The organism is Nocardia sp. NPDC051756 (genome assembly GCF_040681495.1).
GTDB lineage: Bacteria > Actinomycetota > Actinomycetes > Mycobacteriales > Mycobacteriaceae > Nocardia.
Window position 1 is genome coordinate 983129 of sequence record NZ_JBFAYV010000004.1, and the last position, 17726, is coordinate 1000854.

Here is a 17726-nt window from a genome sequence, read left to right on the forward strand (position 1 = left end):
GATGTGAGTTACATTCGTGATTGCCCTGTTCTGAGGGGTTTCCCGGTAACCGCAGAGCGGAACCGGACGAGGGCTGGACGATTCTGACGCGAATTTCGCTGTCGACCTATACGGGTGGGACTGCATCTTCCACGCGAGACAAGCGCTTTCGACCGGCATGGCAGCTCTGTGCTCGACCAGGGGCCAATTTTCTTCCCAAGTAGGAAGTTTCGACTCCCTGGCACCGGGCGGAGGAGGCGGTCGCTATGAAGAATTTCTCTCGGCAACCTGCTGCGGTGGTGAATGCCGACAATCGGAGTGTGGATCAACCAGCGGCTCAACGTTTTCAACGGCGCCCGGTTGTCCTTCGAGATGCGGGACTCAGTGAACGCCTGGAGCGGCTTTACGACGCACTGGTCGATGACGACCGGCGTCTGCGAAGACTGGTCAACGAACGCCGACGACTCCAGGGCGGTACGGAGCGCTCATGCGGTTGTGGATTGCGTCAGCATCGGATCGCAATTCCAAACGGGGAATGAGGGCTTTCGGGCAATTCGTCGGGCCGTAGACGGAATTCCGGCTCGATGCGACGGCGGCGTTGCTGGTGCCTGCTTCTGCGGGGCAGATTCGCGGACCTGGGCTGGCCTGTATGGGGCGTTCGATCGCCCGGCTGCTCGACGCGTGAAATACGTTGCGAGACATGATCGGTGGAGGTGGGCAAATGAATGATTGCGCTTCCGGAGGTGCAGGTAAAGCGTCGACTGAGCGGATTCTGCGGATCCGGGAAATCAGTGCTCGAACGGGGGATTCGCCAGATCGTATCCGTCATCTGCGTGTAGTTGGGCACGAGTTGTATTCGCGGGCTTGGAAATCGGGACTTGCGAAGAATTCCCCGCTGCAACTCGAGGCGTCGACAGTCGATGCCTGGGTGGCGGCGCGGAAGCGGTCAACCAGTCGGGATGCGTCGTGAAGGGCGCCGTCAGTGCCGGGGTCCGGGCCCGCTGGTGTCCCATGGTGATGCGGTTGCTGATCGGCGGAACCGTGTGCCTGGTAGGGATCGGCTTGACAGCTGCGGAACCGGCCGTGGGAAGTCCTTGGCCTGGTACAGGATTGGCGGGTGCCGACTGTCCTGTGGTGGCTGGCGTGTTCCTGCCTGGCACGTGGGAAACGAATGCTCGGGCCGATGAGACAAGGCCGGTTGGCCTGCTAGGTCCGGTGGCGACCCGCTTGTCGGAACAGTTCGGCGACAAGTTCGCCTTCCGATTCCCGGCGTATGCGGCTGCGGCGTTCGACGGGATGGCGTACGGGAACAGCAAAGCGACCGGCGTCGCCGCAGCGCGTCGGATCATCGAGGACTTCGGGCAGCACTGTGGCGCAACGAAATTCGTGCTGGCTGGCTACTCGCAGGGTGCTGATGCGCTCGGAGATATCGCGGCGTCGATCGGTTGCTCCGGGGATCCGGTCAGCGCGGAGCGGGTCCTGGCGGTGGGATTGATCGCTGACCCGCGGCAGGGGACCAACGGCGGGAAGCTGGTTGGTCCGCAGGTCGATGGCGAAGGTATCGCTGGTCCGCGCGCGGGTGGGTTCTGCGCCTTGTCGGCGGTGACGGCCGAAATTTGTGCGCAGCAAGACAAATACTGCGCGACCAACGCCTCAACCAACCCCATCCTGGCGGGACTGGGCCGGCTCCTGACACAACCTACTGGCACTGCACCGCCGGTGATCGACGATGGCACTGGCTCGGCGCCGCAACTGATCGAGTCATTGGTCTCCGAGGTCGGCAACATTGACCTGCGGGGTTTGCGGGCCAGCGTCGAGAAGGTCGTTGCGTCGGCCGGACAGGGAGGTGTCGATTCCGGCAGTGTGTCGGCGGCGGTGCACGAGCTGCAGACTGCGTTGGGGCCGCTGGGTGAGCTTGCTTCGTGGGCGAAGGCGAACCCCGGCGCAACAGCGGGTTTGGCGAATGATGCTGCGGGGTCACCACAACGGATCGCCGGCGAGGTGGTGGGCGGCCTGACTCGGTCGGACCTGCCGACTGCGATGGAGTCGCTGTCCGAACTCGCCGGCCGCGTTGGCGGATCGTCCGCGGGCACACCGAGGGGCGATGACGGGACGGCCGCCACGAGCCGGTTGGCTTCGGCGACTGCGCCGTTGACCGAATCGATGGGCTCGTCCTCACCGGAGGCGCTAGCGCAAGCGTCGCGAGCGCTGGGCATTCTGAAGCCATCCGTCGTGGTCGGGCAAGTGAGCAATGTCGCCACCAACGGGTTGAAGTTCGCGGCGAACGTGCCCGCGATCATGGACACGGTCTCGCGGATCGGTGCGGCAATCAATGAGGCGAACGACGCCGTGGCCAAGGTGACGGCCCTGCACGCACTGTTCGGTGAATTGAATACCCTGTTCAAGCCGCTAGTTGTGCTCGCCGACGGCGTTGATCTGCGGACAGTGTCACAGCTGGTCGCGATGATCTCGGACACCTCCGGTACCGCACAGACCGCCTCGGTCCTCGTCGGGCTGTTGGACAACCTGAACGTCGTAGCGCTGGCCCGTCAGGTCGGACGGCTGCAGGAGGACCTGTGGGGAATCGCCGAGGCGATCACCAAGGGTGCCAACCCGATAGAGGTCGGGACTCGACTGGTTGGACTGGTGCCGACGATGCTGGGATTCGCGAGCCTGGCGGTGGACACGCTCACTGGCACAGCCAGCCGCGGCGACGGGTCTGAACAGATAGCGAGTGGCACCGAGAGACTGAGCGTAGCCGGGCGGCAGGTGAGCGACAGCCTCAGTGGGGAAGGAGGAGGTGCCCTTGCGCAGCTGGCATCTGACGGGGTCACCGCGGCGAACTTCTTCGCCTCCGGTGTTCATCAGGGCTACGAGCACTATCTCGTCGATGGGCAGCGCAATGCCGTTGACTGGCTGACTGATTGGTTCTCCGCCCGTATCCGCAACGTCGCGGGGGTGGTGTGATGGCCGTCCCGTTGATCGGCTTGCTCGGTGTCGGTGGTGTGGCGCTAGTGGCCGCGGTCGTGTTGCTGCTGGGGTCAGGGGACCGGAAGCCGCCGAACCCGAACTGCCTGCCTGACATTCCCCGTACCTATCAGCGGGTCGCGGTCGGCCAGGTGGTGGTGCCGCTGACGGAAGGTACCTACACCGTGTCGTCTCCGTTCGGGATGCGCGAGGGCGCAGTGCACCAGGGTGTCGACCTCGCGGCGCCGTTGGGGACACCAATTCTCGCGGCGACTGATGGCCGGGTGGTCGCGGCAGGGCCAGCGGAAGGGTTCGGGCATTGGATCATCATCGACACCGCCGAGGATGGTGTCCCGCTCTCGACGGTGTACGGGCATACGAGTGCTGGTGGCGTATTCGTCAAGCCAGGCGATGACGTCCGTGCTGGACAGCCGATCGGTGCCGTGGGCAGCGATGGTGAATCCACCGGACCACACCTGCATTTCGAGGTCGTTCCCGGCGGGCGGCTCCAGGGTGGGCAACAGATCGACCCGATGCCATGGCTCGAGCATGCGAGCCAATCCTCGACCGGTGTACAGGTGATACCGGCGGTGCACGCAGGTACATCGGATGGTTCCCACAAGAGTTCGCGATCGCGCTGGGAGCTCGGATCGGCCAAAGCCAGGGTGGGGTGCAATCCGAGTCCTGCTGTAGTGGAGGGTGTTTCGTTACGGCCGGGTTCGGTGCCCAGTGAGTACGAACCCTGGATCGGCAAGGCTGCGGGTACCTGCCCGGAGGTGTCGGCGCCCTTGGTGGCGGCCCAGTTGCGGCAGGAATCGGGATTCAACCGGTTCGCCGGTTCCCCCGCCGGTGCGCAGGGCCCGGCGCAGTTCATGCCGGATACCTGGGCCCGGCACGGGATCGACGGTGACGGTGACGGACGCATCGACATCTACTCGATTCCCGACGCGGTGATGTCGCAGGCAGCCTATGACTGCTCACTAGTTCAAATCGCCAAAGACGCTGTGACGCACGGAAAGCTGCAAGGTGAGCTGACCGAGCTGTGGCTGAGCATGTACAACTGCGGACCCGAAGGCACGCTCGCCCAAGGCGGTGTGTGTCAGAACTCCGAAACCCTGGGATATGTGAAAGCCATCCCCCGGATGGCCGCCGAATACGCCGCAGCACAGACCGCACTCGACGCCGAAAACCGGCCTGGCAAGAGCGGGCAGGCCGCGGTGAGCGTGGCAGGGGGTGCGCGCCGATGAGCGGTCCGAACACCGAGGCAGAGGTCAACCCTCCCGTAACGGCAGCGGATCACCGGATGAAGGAGGCGGATATGGACGAAACCAGAGTTCCCGCTACGGATAGCGAGGCGGAATACACCGCGGAGGGGCCGGTGGACTTGCGGCGGCAACGGCTTCGCCGACCCGAACCCGCGGAAGCCGGGGACGAGGGGGTCGGGGTGCTGACGGAGGGGGAGATTGATGTGCCGCTGGCATCGGATGATCCCTATGGCGTCGGGGAAGCAAACCTGGTGCCGGCCCCGCCTTCAGTACAGGAGGTTGTGGCGGCACGGGAGGTCCGGTTGTCGATGCTGCTGCGACCGACGCCAGGAGCGGAAACCGTTGCGGCTCAGTGGGGTTGGCGGGGAATTCTCAATGCCGCGGGGTTGCGGCTCAAGCCTGCGCGGTCGAGTCCGGAGGTGGCGTATCGGCGTGCAGTGGAACGGATCCGGCAGCCGCTTCCCGGGACTCCGGTGGTCGTTGTGGCCAACCCGAAGGGTGGGTCGGGAGTGACACCGGCGACAGTGGTGCTGTCAGCGTTGTTCGGCAGACTGCGGGGCGGGCAGGTGGTGGCCTGGGACGCGAACGAATCGTGCGGGACCCTGGGCGCACGTGCGGCAACGTGCAGTGGTCCGGAATCGGTGTGGGATGTGTTGGCGCACGCGCGAGAGTTGTGCTCGGCCAACGGAGATGCTTCTGCTTTGGGGCGGATGTTACAGCGTCAGCCGAGCCTGGATGAGGTACTGGCTTCGGACCAAACCCCTAGCGGCAGTGTGAATGTCGGTCGTGAGGAATGTGCGGCGATCCTGGCTGTTCTGCGGCGGCATCGCTCGATGATCCTGATCGATACCGGCAACAACGAACGCGCACCCGCGTTTCGCTGGTGCGTCGAGTACGCCACCCAACTCGTGGTGCCGGTCGTGAACCGCCGCGATGTCGTGGTAGCAGCTCTTCGACTACTCGATGGAATCGCCGATGCCGGGTACGAAACATTGGCTGCCAACGCGATCATCGTGCTCGCCGAGTGCGGGAGCACTCATCAGCAGGCTGAGGTCACGGAGGCTTTGGGTCGTGCCGGTGTCGGGCGGGTGCTGCGTGTGCCATTCGACCCGATGCTGGCGGGAGGGGAGCGGATCGTGGTGTCGCGGTTGCCCCGTCCGGCGCTTCGGGCATGGTCACAGGTTGCCGCAGCGGTCGCCGATGGTGTTGCGGAAACCCTTGCTGCACAACACATACCGATCGGAACAGCCTTTGTTCCCGACTCACGCCACCTGGGTGAGAGCCACGAATCGCTGGCTCATCGGCGTCTGCTGGCTTACGCGTTGCACGAAGGTGCAGGATCGCGGACCAGCCGCTACCAGGCACCCACATGGGTGCAGTCCAGTCATGAACAGGCTTCGGACTGGTGAGAGACATCAGCGGTAGCGGAGCAACGGGGGTCGAGCAAACCAGTAGAGCGGTCCGCGAGTGTGTCGGCTGTTTCTGGGTAGGAGGTGACGCGATGGTTGGTAAATGCTATGGGCCACAACGGCTATCGACGGTTTGTCGTAGCGCGTTGGTGGTGGTGACGAGCGTAGTGATGGTGGCGTTGGCCGGGGTGTCGCCGGCGTCGGCGCAGGGCATTCAAAACCCGCTAGGTGGGGTGAGCCCGGATTTCGGATTGTTCGGTGGAGCCTTGGACGCCACCTGGAAACGGATCGTGGCGTTTGTGTGGGCGCTGGTGATCATCGGCGCCTCGGTGCGGGTGATCGTGGGTGCGTTCAAGGTCAAGCGAGCCAAGAGCCGCGGCTATGCCAACGACCTGTCCGAAGGGTCGGAAGAGCTGCAAGACGCGCTGATCTCGGTCGGCCTCGTCGCGGCGGCCTCGCCGCTGGTGGCGACCATCTTGTTCGTCGTCGGCGGATGAGGACCCCATGAACAGGCAATCGCCGTGCGCAGCATGGACAGGAGGTGAGGCATATGCGATGGAGCACAAGCAGATTCGCTGATCTGTCACCGGAATCAGCCGACGGGTCGATCCCACAGAAACGCCCCAGCAAGGCCAGCGAGGGAAAAGGTCGCCGAGGCTGGGCGCGAGTGCCACGTGTGGCCGTGTTCGGTGGTGTCGTCGCGCTGTCGGTAGGTGTTGTCGGGCTGGTGGGCCTGGGCTCGTGCGGTGTTAATAGCGCGGATGGGCGCGGATCGGCTGTGAGCGTGCGGGTCGCGCACGGACCGACCGGCGTGCGTGATGGTGTCCCGGTGGGGTACGCGCGAGACCGCGAAGGCGCGGCGACCGCGGCGGTGAACACGGTCCAGGCCTTGACCCAGGCCGGGCAAGGCCGGATCACGATGGACGCGGTCGGGGCCGCGTTGCTGGCACGAGATCCTGGCCCGCACCTGCGGGGCTCGATGCAGATCGGGCGGGACCGTCCCACAGGTCCGGATGTGGTCAATCTTGTTCCGGCAGCAGTGAGCGTCACCGTGTTCAACTCGTCGTCGGCGCAGGTGATGGTGTGGACGGTCGCGGTGTCGCGCTCGGCGATCACAGAGGGTGCGCCCGCCTCGGTGGTGACGGCGTGGGCGACTCACACGGTGGAGTTGGTGTGGGAGCGCGGGGACTGGAAGGCCAAAGATGCGATCGGCCGCGTCGGCCCATCGCCGGACGAAGTCGTCGCGCCGGGCCCCGGCTCCCCGCTGACCCAGCCGTTGCAATCGGGCTACTACACCGTCTACGTCAACTAGCTGGGGGTGAACGCGATGAACCGACACCAGGTGATCACCGTAATCGCGACCGTGTTGTGCGCGTTAGCGATCGGGGCTGGTACCGGCGTAGCGACCGCGACCGCTCAACCCGATACTCAGGCGCCGGCGACGAAGTCGTTGCCGCATGGATTTCCGCCCGATTTGCGCCAGTTCGTCGGCGGTACCGACGAATTCCGCACCGCGCCATGGTTTTCCGGTACTTGTGCGAACCGCGGAGGTGATATCGGCGGCTACGTCAACGCCGTGATGGACGTCGAAGACAGGCTGGCGTACTGGTCGGCCAGCGACGAGCAGAAGAAGACGTTGCTAGGTGGGGCGAGCGCAAATCCGGACGTAGAACGTTGGATTCAGGAGGGTATCGAGCCACCGAAAGGGCTACTGCCCAAGGTGTTTCCGGCCGGAGATGCAACGTTCCATCTGCCCTCTCCGGTGTGTGCGGAGGATGCGAAACGCTGGGCGAACCCGGCATGGAACGCGTGGGGATTCGACTGGGCCAAGACCCCGGACCGGCAATCGATGCACGAGATCACCAAAACCACGGGCGAAGATTTCTCTGCTGTGCCGGGGCGGGCGTGGACGGATCCATGCGGTGTACATCAGTCCTACTGTGTGCACGCGTTTTTCGTCGACTGCACCCACGCCGACACCGCTACCGGGGATCTGGTGCGATGTCTGGACTGGAACCGTGCCGTCGGCAAGTTGTTCGTCGGGACCGCGCAGTGGCGCGACCGCAACACCTCCTTCAGTGACCGTTTCGGCAAAGCGATGTTCGGGGCCGCCGGGCAATCCGCCGGAGGAGCCTTCACCCAGGCGTTCGCCTGGCTAGTGGATCTCACCGGCAAAGTGGTGCGGTTTGTTGATGATCCGCAGTCGGTGATCGATGACTGGGCCAATTCCTCGAAAGCCAGTGCCTCGGAACTGAGCGCGAAGGTCCTCGACGGGCTGGCCGCGACCGGACGCTTCGACCCCGGCGCGGCGTGGTTTCTGCGCTGGTACGCCTTCAGCACTGGGATCGGGGTCATGGTGATGGGGTTGATGACGCTGATGGCGTTGTGGCGCACCGCCTCTCGCGGAGAAACAGTCAAAACCATAGCCGGAGACCTGTTCGGGTATATGCCCGCCGGTGTGCTGATGATGCTGTTCGCGCCGATGCTCGCCGCGATGCTGGTCGAGGCGGCGAACCTGGCCTCGGAATCTATTGCTCGGATGGTCGGCCCGGATATGGGCGAGATGATTGACCACCTCAAGCGATTCACCGGCGAACTGACCGCGACCGATATCGCTGGTGGTGTTCTGGTCGGGTTGTTCTTGTTTCTGCTGTTGATCGTGTGTGCGTTGTCGGTGTTCGCGGGGTTGTTGATGCATCAGGTGGCGTTGCCGTGTCTGGCGGTGGCCGCGGGGATCGGGTTCGGGATGTGGGTGCACCCGCAATGGCGCAAGAAAGCGTTGCGGCCGGTGCTGGTGTTCATCGCGATCGTGGTGTCCAAGCCACTGCTGTTTCTGCTGCTAGCGACACTGACCGGAGTCATCGACTCTGGCCTCACCGACACCGCCGAACAACAACCGCTCGGCACACTAGGGCAGCTGTGCCTGGTGGTGGTCGCTTTCGGAGTGGCAGGTCTCGCGCCGTGGTCCTTGCTGCGCTACGCGCCACTACTGCCGTCCCGCTCGGACGCGGCCGGGTTCGGACAATCACCCTCGCTGATGGCCGGCGCTGTCGGCGGCGCGGGTACCGCGATGTGGTGGAGCAGCCGAGGCTCTGGAGGCAGAGGACGCGGTGGGCGCGAGAGCGGGCCCGCTGACACCGGGGCCGCCGGTCACGGTGGTGGTGGTGTGGATCCGGGGTGGCGTACGGTGGGCAGTAGCGACGGCCGATCTGCGACCGAATCACAGTTCGGACAAACGCTGGCCCGCAACACCAGCGACCGCACGGGTTCGGGCGGCGGCAAGCGTCGCCTTGGCGAGGCCGGACGGTCCGCGACCAAGCCGGTTCAGCGAGTGGGTTCGGCGGCGTTGTCGGCGGGAATGGTTGCCGCGCCGATCGCGGCGCAGGCGGCCAGCGGCGCGCTGAGCAAAGCACGCTCGACCGCGGAAGCTGCGCCTGGTGACGCCGAGTCGGAGTCGTCATGAGTACCGAGGCGCGGACTTCGATCCTCGGCGGGGAGATCGCACGTCGCTCGTGGCTGGGCCTGTCACGACCGGTCCTGATCAGTTGGGCCGTTGCCCTCGCCGCCGCGGTTGCGATCTATGTGCTCGGTGGCGGGCAGGTCTGGGCGATCGCGACCGCGATCATCAAGCTGGTGTCGGTGTTCGCGGCCACGATGGAATGGCGCGACAAACCCTCCTGGGCTGCCCGCCGTTTCCACACCGCACGCACTCGGTTGCGGCGCCGGCGTGGTGTGCACATCTACCGCCATCCCAGTGACCCCCACTACGGTGACCCGGAGCTTGACCCAGGCTGGGCATTCCCACCGCCGTTGGGTAACACCGCACCGCTTCCAGTCACGGGAACAGGGTTGGATGACATGTTCATCGTGCGGATCGCCAATCCTGGTGAACGCACAACGTATTCGGTGATTGTCGCGGTGGAAGGAGTCGCTGACGGCTTACGCGGTGACAGTGCCTACGCGGCCTCGTCGGCATCGTTCGGGACGTTCCTCGCGCAATTAGCGCGCAGTGGCTCTCACATCCGGGGCATCCAACTGCTGCACCGCAGCGTCCCGCACGACATGACCCGCCATACCCGATGGGCACACGCCCGGGTCCAACAATTGACCGACCCGCGGCTGGGGCCCGCAGTCGAATCCTATGGCGCACTGATCGACCTCACCGCACCGTTGGCCGAGGAGCACAGATCGTTTGTGGTGCTGCGTATTCCGCAGAGCGAGGCGTTCATGGCCGAGACCGCGCGGCTGGCCCGAACCAAACACGCCAGTACCGCCGGGGCGATCGCTCAACTGGTTCGTGACGAAACCGAACGCGCCACAAGGCTTCTCGCGATCGCTGGCATGGGTCGCGTAGACGTGCTCGGTGAACGGCGAGCGTGCGCGATCATCCGGGCGTTCCTGGACCCCAGCTTCAAGATTGATCGCCATCGCGACGCCACCTGGTCCACCTGCTGGCCCAGCTACATCGGCGGACCCGAGAGCGTCGCCGTGGGAGCCACGGGCTGCTGGCGGACCCGCGTCGGCTACATCCGGCCACGCTCGATCGAACCCGTCGAACTTGGACCGTTGTGGTTGGCGCCGTTGCTGACCGGCGTGGAAGCCGATCCCGGTGACGACGAGACAGCGCCGATGCCCACCATCCGCACCGTCAGCGTCCGGCTGGATTTTGTGCCCGCGCACCGGGCCCGCGCGGCCGCACGCGGTGACTTCACGGCCGATCAGGCGCGAAAAGACAAGGAGGCCAAGCGCGGCAAGCTCGATGACGGTTCGACCGAGGTCTTGACCAACGCCTCCAGTCGTCGCCGACGAGATCTGGTGCCCGGCTCCGGACACCACGGTGCCGTGTACGCCGCGGCGATCGCAGTAACCGGCCGTGATCCCGATGACTTAGATCGCGCCTGCATGCGTGTCGAAGAGGCCGCCAACGATTCGGCCATCGCCGCCATCGACTGGGCCACTGACGATCACGACGTCGCGATGTTCACAACCCTGCCCCTGGGACGTGGCCTCGCCGCCACTCCCTACACGCGATAAGGAGACGAGCAACCATGCAATTAAACCCTCGTACCCGCAGCGAGAAGCGCGGCAAGACTGAATCTCGTTGGCATCGACTCGGTTTCGTGAATCTAAAACATCGACATCGCCAGCCACACGCGCCGGGCGACGGGGATGAGGGCGGTGGATCAATCACGCTGGAAAATGTTGCGGAGCGCGGACTCGTGCGGTGCCCGGCGCCGAAGCGGCGTCGTAGGCTGGACCGGTACGGCTGGTACGAGCCGCGGTTGGAAGGCGCGTGGACGACCACGCGCCAAGCCGAGGCCTGGAACCTGGCCACCAGCCGGCGCCGCTCGCGCCAGGACGGCGTGCTCGCCGGTCTGAACACGATCTCCCAGGAATTGGAAATCGTCGACGCCTTCGCGGCCTATGGCAGCGAAACCAGCGGCATCAACGTCGTGGTCATCGGTGACATCGGGCGCGGGAAAAGTTCGTGGATCAAAACCGTCTGTGTCCTAAGACAATTGGTGGCCAACCGCCAAGTCGTCATCCTGGACAAGAAACCCCAAGCCGGCGTTGGCGAGTACACCCCACTGGCCCGGACGCTGGGCGCAGAGAGCATCCGATTCCGAGTCGGTGGTAACGGCGCGTGCCTGAACCTGCTGGATCCGGCCATCAGCGCCCGCGGTGACCATCGTGGCGGTATCGACGGAGTCGTCCCGGCCGGGCAAGAAGCACTCGTGATCGCAGTCCTCACCGACGCCATGGCCCGCGAACTGGACGAGAAGGAGAAAGCCGCCGTCGGTGCGGCGCTGTCGGCTGTCACCACTCGAGCCCGCCAGGCAGGCAGGGATCCCGTCATCCGAGACTTGGCCCTGCGGCTGCTGGACCCGAATGTGGAAGACGGCAACGGATTTGGGCCACGGTGGGGCGAACGGGCCCTGGAGTGGGGTCTCGAGCCTGGGCTGGCGCTGCTGCGCCTGGCCGAGCGTGACCTGCGCGGGCTGGTCGATTCGCCCACCAGCCCCGCCGTGCGGACCGCGCTGGAGAGCCATCCGCTGGTGCATTTCGATCTCAGCGCCCTACCTACCGAAGGCCCCGCATTGCGGGTGGTGATGACCACCGCCAACACCTGGTTGGCCAACAAGCTGGCCGCACGCTCCTCGCGCTACGAGCAAACGATCCTCGTGGTGGAGGAAGGCTGGCACGTCGCCGCTGGATCGACCGGCGAGGTGTTCCGGGGCAACGTCAAACTCTCCCGCGGACTTGGCCTTTCGACCATCGCCGCGTTCCATCATCCCGCTGATCAGCCGGCTGACTCTCCGGCGCGGGCGTTGATGAGCGAGGCGAGCATCGTGGTGCTGTTCGGGCAATCCCGTGCCGACGACGCCGCGGAGACGGTGCGCCTGTACCGGCTGCCCGCGGGTACCGAAGAGACGCTGATGCGGTTGGGGCGCGGGCAGTGCCTGGTCAAGATCGGTACCCGAGATCCATTCCTGCTCAACCACATTCGCTCACCCCAGGAGGTCCTGCTCACCGACACCGACGCCGCGATCACCGGACGGCAAGCGCCCGATGAGACCAACGCCGTCGTCGAGGAAATCGCGTCATGACCGGGCGCCGACTGCCGAATCCGGTTCGCGGCGAACCGGTCCTACCCGCAGGAGCCGTCCTGGCGATCTATGCCGTGACCACGATCGTGGCCGGCGTCTTCGGCGGCGGCGTAGTTTCCGCCGCGCTCGCTGGGCATGGGATCGGTCTGCCCGCATCCGAGCAGATAGTCCCGACGCTGGGTCGACTGGTCCGCAACCCCGGTGACCCCGCCGCAGCGTGGCCTAATGAGCCACGACCGGGACCGGCCTGGTTGACCTGGACATGCATCGTCGTGATCGGCACGGTGTGGTGTTCGGCCGCGGTCATCTGCAGCGATGAGATCGATAGCCGACGCCGCAGCCGCCACCGGCCCGGCCTGGCAAACAGATCAGACCTGCAACGGGTCGGCCTGAACCGGTACGGAGCTCTCCAACGTGCTCGGCACGAATTTCCCAGTCTGGTCAGTCGATCATGGCTCAGGAGGTGGCGGCGATGAGGAGTCGGCACTTGCTATGCGCCCGCAGCACAGACGTTTCACTGGCTGCAGTCGACCTCGGTGTTCTCGCCGACCGGCCACGTGAGCACGTCTACCTCCAACACCGCGACGGGGTGATCGTGCACGGACCCACCGGCGCAGGCAAGACTTGGCGAGTGGCCTACCAACGCGTTTGCGACGCACCAGGATTCGCCCTGGTCACCACCACCAAAGCCGACCTCGTCGCCGCGACCATCACCCACCGGGCTCAACGAGGCAAGGTGGCGGTGTTCGATCCGGAAGAGTTGACCGGCTGGCCCGCCGGGGTGCGCTGGTCATTCCTGGCCGGCTGCACCGATCCCGACACCGCGATACGCCGCGCCGACGCCGCAGCACGGGCGATGCCCCTCGAGGGCACCCGAAACGGCGCCTATTTCGAGCAGAAAGCCTCCACGGTGCTGCGATGCTGCCTGCACGCCGCGGCGACGGCGAACTACTCGATCCGCGACGTCCGAGTGTGGATATCGGCCCGCACCAACCGCACTCCCGTAGACATTTTGAGCCAGACCCTGCCGGACTGGGCCAGCGAACTCGAGCAGATCCTCGGATCGAGCAGTGAATCCACCGACGACGTTTTGGCCGCCGCCGCACGATTGCTCGAGCCCCTGGCGTCACCGAAACTACTGGCTGCCATCGACGTTGAGCTGTCGAAGTCCTTCGATGTCGAACCGTTCGTGCTCTCGGGGGCGAACACTCTGTATCTGGTGTCGCGGGGCAGCAGCCGATCCATGGCACCGTTTGTTGCCGCGCTGGCCGCCGAAGTCCATCACGTCGCCGACCGCGCCTCCCAACGGATGCCAGGCAAACGCCTGGATCCACCGGTCCGGCTCGTCTTGGACGAAACAAACAACGTGGCCCCGATCCCTGATCTGCCGCAGATCATGACAGACTCTGGCGGCAAAGGGATCTGCGTGTGGGCCTTCGCCCACAACCAGGACCAGAACGAATTGCGTTGGGGGAGCGAAGGCGGACGCGTCCTGGCACAGTCCGCACCGGCCATGCTGATCCTGCCCGGCCTGCGCGGCACCGACGAACTCGCCGCCATCTCACGGCTGATCGGGGAACGCCGCAGCTGGGAAGCCAGCCTGCACCAAGGCGGACGTACCTACCAACTCCACGACGACACCGTCCTCCGTGCTGACGAAATCCGTGAACTGCCCAGCGATCACGGGCTGCTGCTATATCGCAACGCACCCGCGTGCCTGCTGCGGCTTCCCAGCGTGTGGGAGGTCGGCCGCTTGCGCGAACAAGCAATCGCCTCCACTGCCTTGTTCGATCAAGTCATCGCCAGCGGCGTCGTTCCCGACTACCTGCGCCCGACTGACGAACACGGAGACCCGCAATGAACACACCGGCCTCATCAGCTTCGAAAGCTTCAGTGCCGCAGTACTACCCGTGCCGCTACAGCTGGCGCCACCTCGACCAGAAAGACGCTGCGACGTTGTGGGAGGAACTGATCGACTGGGTCGGCTGGCTACGCCACACCTACCAACTCGGCTCCCGTGTCCCCTCCTGCTGGTTCCAGCACGACGGCGTGCGCGAGGAACTCACCGCTCTGATGGCCGCCCACACTGCGGCCTACCGGTGCGAGCAGGAAGCCACCGAGCTGCCGCGCGAAGACCCGACGGCGTGGCACACCCAATGGCTATGGCCCACCGTCGAACGCCTCACCAAAATTTCGGACTTCTCCGCGTGCCAACCCAACCACTGCCGCTACACCCGTCAACCCCAGCCCACCCAAGCCGGGCTTGCCGAATACATCGCCGCCGACCTGGACCACTACAGCGACGACGCACACGGCGGCGGGAGCTGATCGCCATCAACAATGAGCCATTGAGTGAACCGAGATGAACAGTGAAAGGAGCTGGTAGGAAGCATATTTCGTGACCGAGAAGGAGGCGATTGTATGGACGACGACGGGGAGGCCCGACCGCAGGAACGCGACTTCAGTGAATCCGGTATGCGGAGGGCGTATGAGGGCATCTACCAGCTTCGTCAACGCGCCATCAAGACCGAGTCCGCCACCGAATACCTGGCGCTCGCTACGGAAGCGACTCAACTGGAACGGGACTGGCTGACCGGTCCACCTCGATGGGCACTGCGGTGGCGCTACCTCGACGCCGCAGTTGAGGACTGGGCAAACGACCCGGACGTGGCGCGTCAGAACCTCGACGAAGCCGTACACGGCACCCAGCACAGTCCCCCCAACCTCACCCCGACTGTGCGGGAGAGCCTGCAGCAAGCCGCACAGCTGGTCCGCCGCGGCACAATGGGCGAACCCACCGACACCAGCTCACTGGTCTATATGGCCACCTACAGCCGCGCCGCAAGCGCTACCGGCGACCTCGGTGTGCACACCAGCTGGTGGAAGGCCCGAGAATGGGTGCGCGAACGCGCGGTAGCCGACGACGACACCCCCGTCGACCTGAGCGTGGCCGCCCATGACGTGGTGAGTGGGAAACGACGTCTGTTGAACACCGCTACGGCGATCCCCGCCGCTGAGGTGGTGACCGAGCTCGACCGCCTCACGATGGTGCTCGGCGGTGCCTGCGAACGCGACGGAAAAGAGTTCGTAGACGACCTGCACTACGACGTCCTGTGTGACGACTACCAGGCCGCGATGATCGCCGCCCGCCATCCCGGCGCAGGAACCCGCCGATTCGAGCACAAATTGTGTGCCGATGACCTGCGCGACCGAATCCTCGACTTCGCTACGAGTCTCGGCAGGCAGGACACTGTGGCCGAACTGGCAGACATCGACCGCACCGCCCGCCAAGACGTCGCCTTCTGGACGGCGCCGAGCTTCAGCTGGCTCGATCAGATCGCCGACCACAGCGAACAAGCCCGTGAACAGGCGAGTCGGCAGGGTATCGATGTCCACTTCCCCCACGCCGACGACTCAACCCGGATCATTCAGGCCGGGCACAGCCCCGTGCAAAATCTCGATCCTTGGTACGGCCGACAGCTCCGGCTGACGCAACTGGGCGACGAACACACCGGCGAGCTCCACGAGATCGGGCGATACGGCTCTTGCGAAGAACTGCTCACCGCACTGCAAAACCACACCAGCGCAATGGATCCTGGCCCCCCTGGCGTGGTGCCCGTTGAGGTAGCGAGACGGCTCCGCAAATTCGACCAGCAACTACGTGAACTCGACACCAATTTGGCCACAAGCAGAATCGTCCGGAACGCGATCCGATCCGGACAACCGATCCAGTGGACTCGATTCGGAAAACAGTCGAACACAACAGGATTAACCTCACCGGGCGAGCGAGACCCGGCCCAAAGACTCGTCGAGCCGGCCGCCACTGACAACCAGCGCCAGAGCACCGGAAGTGAGAAGGCACAAACATCACCATCGGGGACCAGTCCAACCCGTGATGCCGCGAGGAAACGCCGCGAACGAATAGCACGCCAACCCAATCGAACCCGGCCTCGCCGCCGTCCGTGACCCACTGTCGAGGAGGTCTCAATGGCGCAACCACACCACGACAACACTGCCGCGCGGGTCCCCACGAACGCTGCCAGCGAGGCAATCCAAGCCATTCGGGTCTTGATAGATGCCCGTGACCTTCGTGCCGCCAAGCAGGAACTCCGACGAACCCGAACCGGTTTCGACGACGACACCTGGGCCCTCGTAGGCGAAATCGCCAACACCCTGCGCTACAAAACCCACGACGTCGCCCTCACCAAACTCCGCAAACTCTGGCGAGACAACGAACAACACCGCGCCCTCATCGAAGCCTGCGTGCCGAAAACCGATCAGCACCAATACATCCCCGACACCCAACCGGCTGCGACACGACGGAGCGACCCATCGTGGCGTCGACCCGGACGCGTCGCGCGCCGAGTCGATGAGACCAAGCGCACCGACCCGCGCCAACGCACGGGCAGCGGGGGCACCACCCGCGTAGATGCCTATGAAGACCAACTGACCACCGAGGAACGCAAAGAACCAGGGACACCCCGCTCTGAGCTGATCGTCGATCGCCGTGACTACGACCGCGACGCCGCCGCCGAGGTTACCGAACCGCTTTGCGTGTCATGCCGACTCGAACGCGCCTGCATCGACCGCTGGAGCGGCCAGATCACCACAGGACACGGTGACGACGGCCTGTGCGGGACCTGCCGCGAAGAAGGACGCCCAGGTATCCCCCGACTTCCGCTGGGGCACAGTCATTCTCAGGCCATTCGTGCTCGCCTCGACACCATCGCCACGAACTTCGACAGTCACAATCCTGAGCTGTTCCGCCACGAGTGGCGCTACGGGGACCGACTCACCAAGTCCGTCACTGAGGCCTGGGTCAAACAGCACAACCCGAATGGGGTTGTAAGACAAACCGCGACAACCAAATCGATCGACTTCAACGGCGAATGCACCGAATGCGGTGACTGGAGACAACTGCGCGACGACTTGTGCGTGGACTGCCACAAAGGCTTGAACGGAGACGTAGTCATCGCTGGAACGCTGGACCCTCTCACGATCAAAGGGCTATTCACCAAAGACATCAATGACGATGCCGCGATCGGAGAACAGGCGATCATGGTTAGCGGTATTGGCCAAGCTGGCAAGGCCGGCTATCTAGAAGAATTCATTCAACGACTCGAAGCCGGTGGACCTGAGAACAGCCCTGCGGCAGTGAAGCCGGCGGGCCATGGTTCTACTGGAGCTATGACTGACCGCCAGGGACGAGAGTCGCCGGCACTGCGATCGAACCCCGCAAGCCGGACCGACAAGAACTCCGAAACGTCGGCACGGGATGCAAAGCAGCACAACGAAAGAGCTGCAGCGGCGCCATCCAACGGTGCAATAAATGCAGTGACCAAGCCGTCTAAAGAGCCGGGGCTTCGACGACGTCAACAACTTCGCAACCATGCGACGGCCGCGACGACCAGGCGAACTCGGCGGATATGAGTGGTGCGGTCACACGCAAGGTTCGGTCGCACCACGTGTGGCGATTTCACGACGATGCACTTCGGGTG

General features: G+C 64.8%; 12 protein-coding genes. All 12 read left to right on the top strand.

What is annotated here, in order from left to right:
* Positions 1-996 precede the first annotated feature (996 nt).
* The 12 genes from AB0M22_RS21410 (at position 997) to AB0M22_RS21465 (ending at position 17658) form a co-directional block, all read left to right on the top strand.
* Positions 997-2946, top strand: a complete 1950-nt coding sequence (locus tag AB0M22_RS21410) for a cutinase family protein (RefSeq protein WP_364729874.1) — start codon at positions 997-999, stop codon at positions 2944-2946.
* Positions 2946-4193: a M23 family metallopeptidase gene (locus AB0M22_RS21415; RefSeq protein WP_364729301.1), complete on the top strand. Its 1248-nt coding sequence runs from the start codon at positions 2946-2948 to the stop codon at positions 4191-4193. Before AB0M22_RS21410 ends, AB0M22_RS21415 begins: the two co-directional genes overlap by 1 nt.
* Before the next feature lie 71 nt (positions 4194-4264).
* Positions 4265-5620 carry a ParA family protein gene (locus AB0M22_RS21420; RefSeq protein WP_364729304.1) on the top strand — a complete coding sequence of 452 codons (1356 nt, stop codon included), beginning with the start codon at positions 4265-4267 and terminating at the stop codon, positions 5618-5620.
* Between the two features lie 146 nt (positions 5621-5766).
* Positions 5767-6117: a hypothetical protein gene (locus AB0M22_RS21425; RefSeq protein WP_364729307.1), complete on the top strand. Its 351-nt coding sequence runs from the start codon at positions 5767-5769 to the stop codon at positions 6115-6117.
* Positions 6118-6398: 281 nt separating this feature from the next.
* A complete protein-coding gene (locus tag AB0M22_RS21430) occupies positions 6399-6932 on the top strand; it encodes a hypothetical protein (RefSeq protein WP_364729310.1) in 534 nt (177 codons plus the stop codon).
* Between the two features lie 15 nt (positions 6933-6947).
* Positions 6948-9083, top strand: a complete 2136-nt coding sequence (locus AB0M22_RS21435; protein WP_364729313.1) for a hypothetical protein — start codon at positions 6948-6950, stop codon at positions 9081-9083.
* Positions 9080-10654, top strand: a complete 1575-nt coding sequence (locus tag AB0M22_RS21440; protein WP_364729316.1) for a hypothetical protein — start codon at positions 9080-9082, stop codon at positions 10652-10654. Before AB0M22_RS21435 ends, AB0M22_RS21440 begins: the two co-directional genes overlap by 4 nt.
* Positions 10655-10902: 248 nt before the next feature.
* Positions 10903-12228 (top strand): ATP/GTP-binding protein, encoded by a 1326-nt coding sequence (locus tag AB0M22_RS21445; RefSeq protein WP_364729319.1) that lies wholly within the window; start codon positions 10903-10905, stop codon positions 12226-12228.
* A 472-nt stretch (positions 12229-12700) separates the two neighbouring features.
* Positions 12701-14089 (top strand): TraM recognition domain-containing protein, encoded by a 1389-nt coding sequence (locus AB0M22_RS21450; protein WP_364729322.1) that lies wholly within the window; start codon positions 12701-12703, stop codon positions 14087-14089.
* Complete coding sequence (locus tag AB0M22_RS21455; protein ID WP_364729325.1) at positions 14086-14556, top strand: hypothetical protein; 471 nt, start codon at positions 14086-14088, stop codon at positions 14554-14556. Before AB0M22_RS21450 ends, AB0M22_RS21455 begins: the two co-directional genes overlap by 4 nt.
* 93 nt (positions 14557-14649) lie before the next feature.
* Positions 14650-16194 carry a hypothetical protein gene (locus tag AB0M22_RS21460; RefSeq protein ID WP_364729328.1) on the top strand — a complete coding sequence of 515 codons (1545 nt, stop codon included), beginning with the start codon at positions 14650-14652 and terminating at the stop codon, positions 16192-16194.
* A gap of 21 nt (positions 16195-16215) precedes the next feature.
* Positions 16216-17658 carry a hypothetical protein gene (locus AB0M22_RS21465; protein WP_364729331.1) on the top strand — a complete coding sequence of 481 codons (1443 nt, stop codon included), beginning with the start codon at positions 16216-16218 and terminating at the stop codon, positions 17656-17658.
* Positions 17659-17726: the final 68 nt, after the last annotated feature.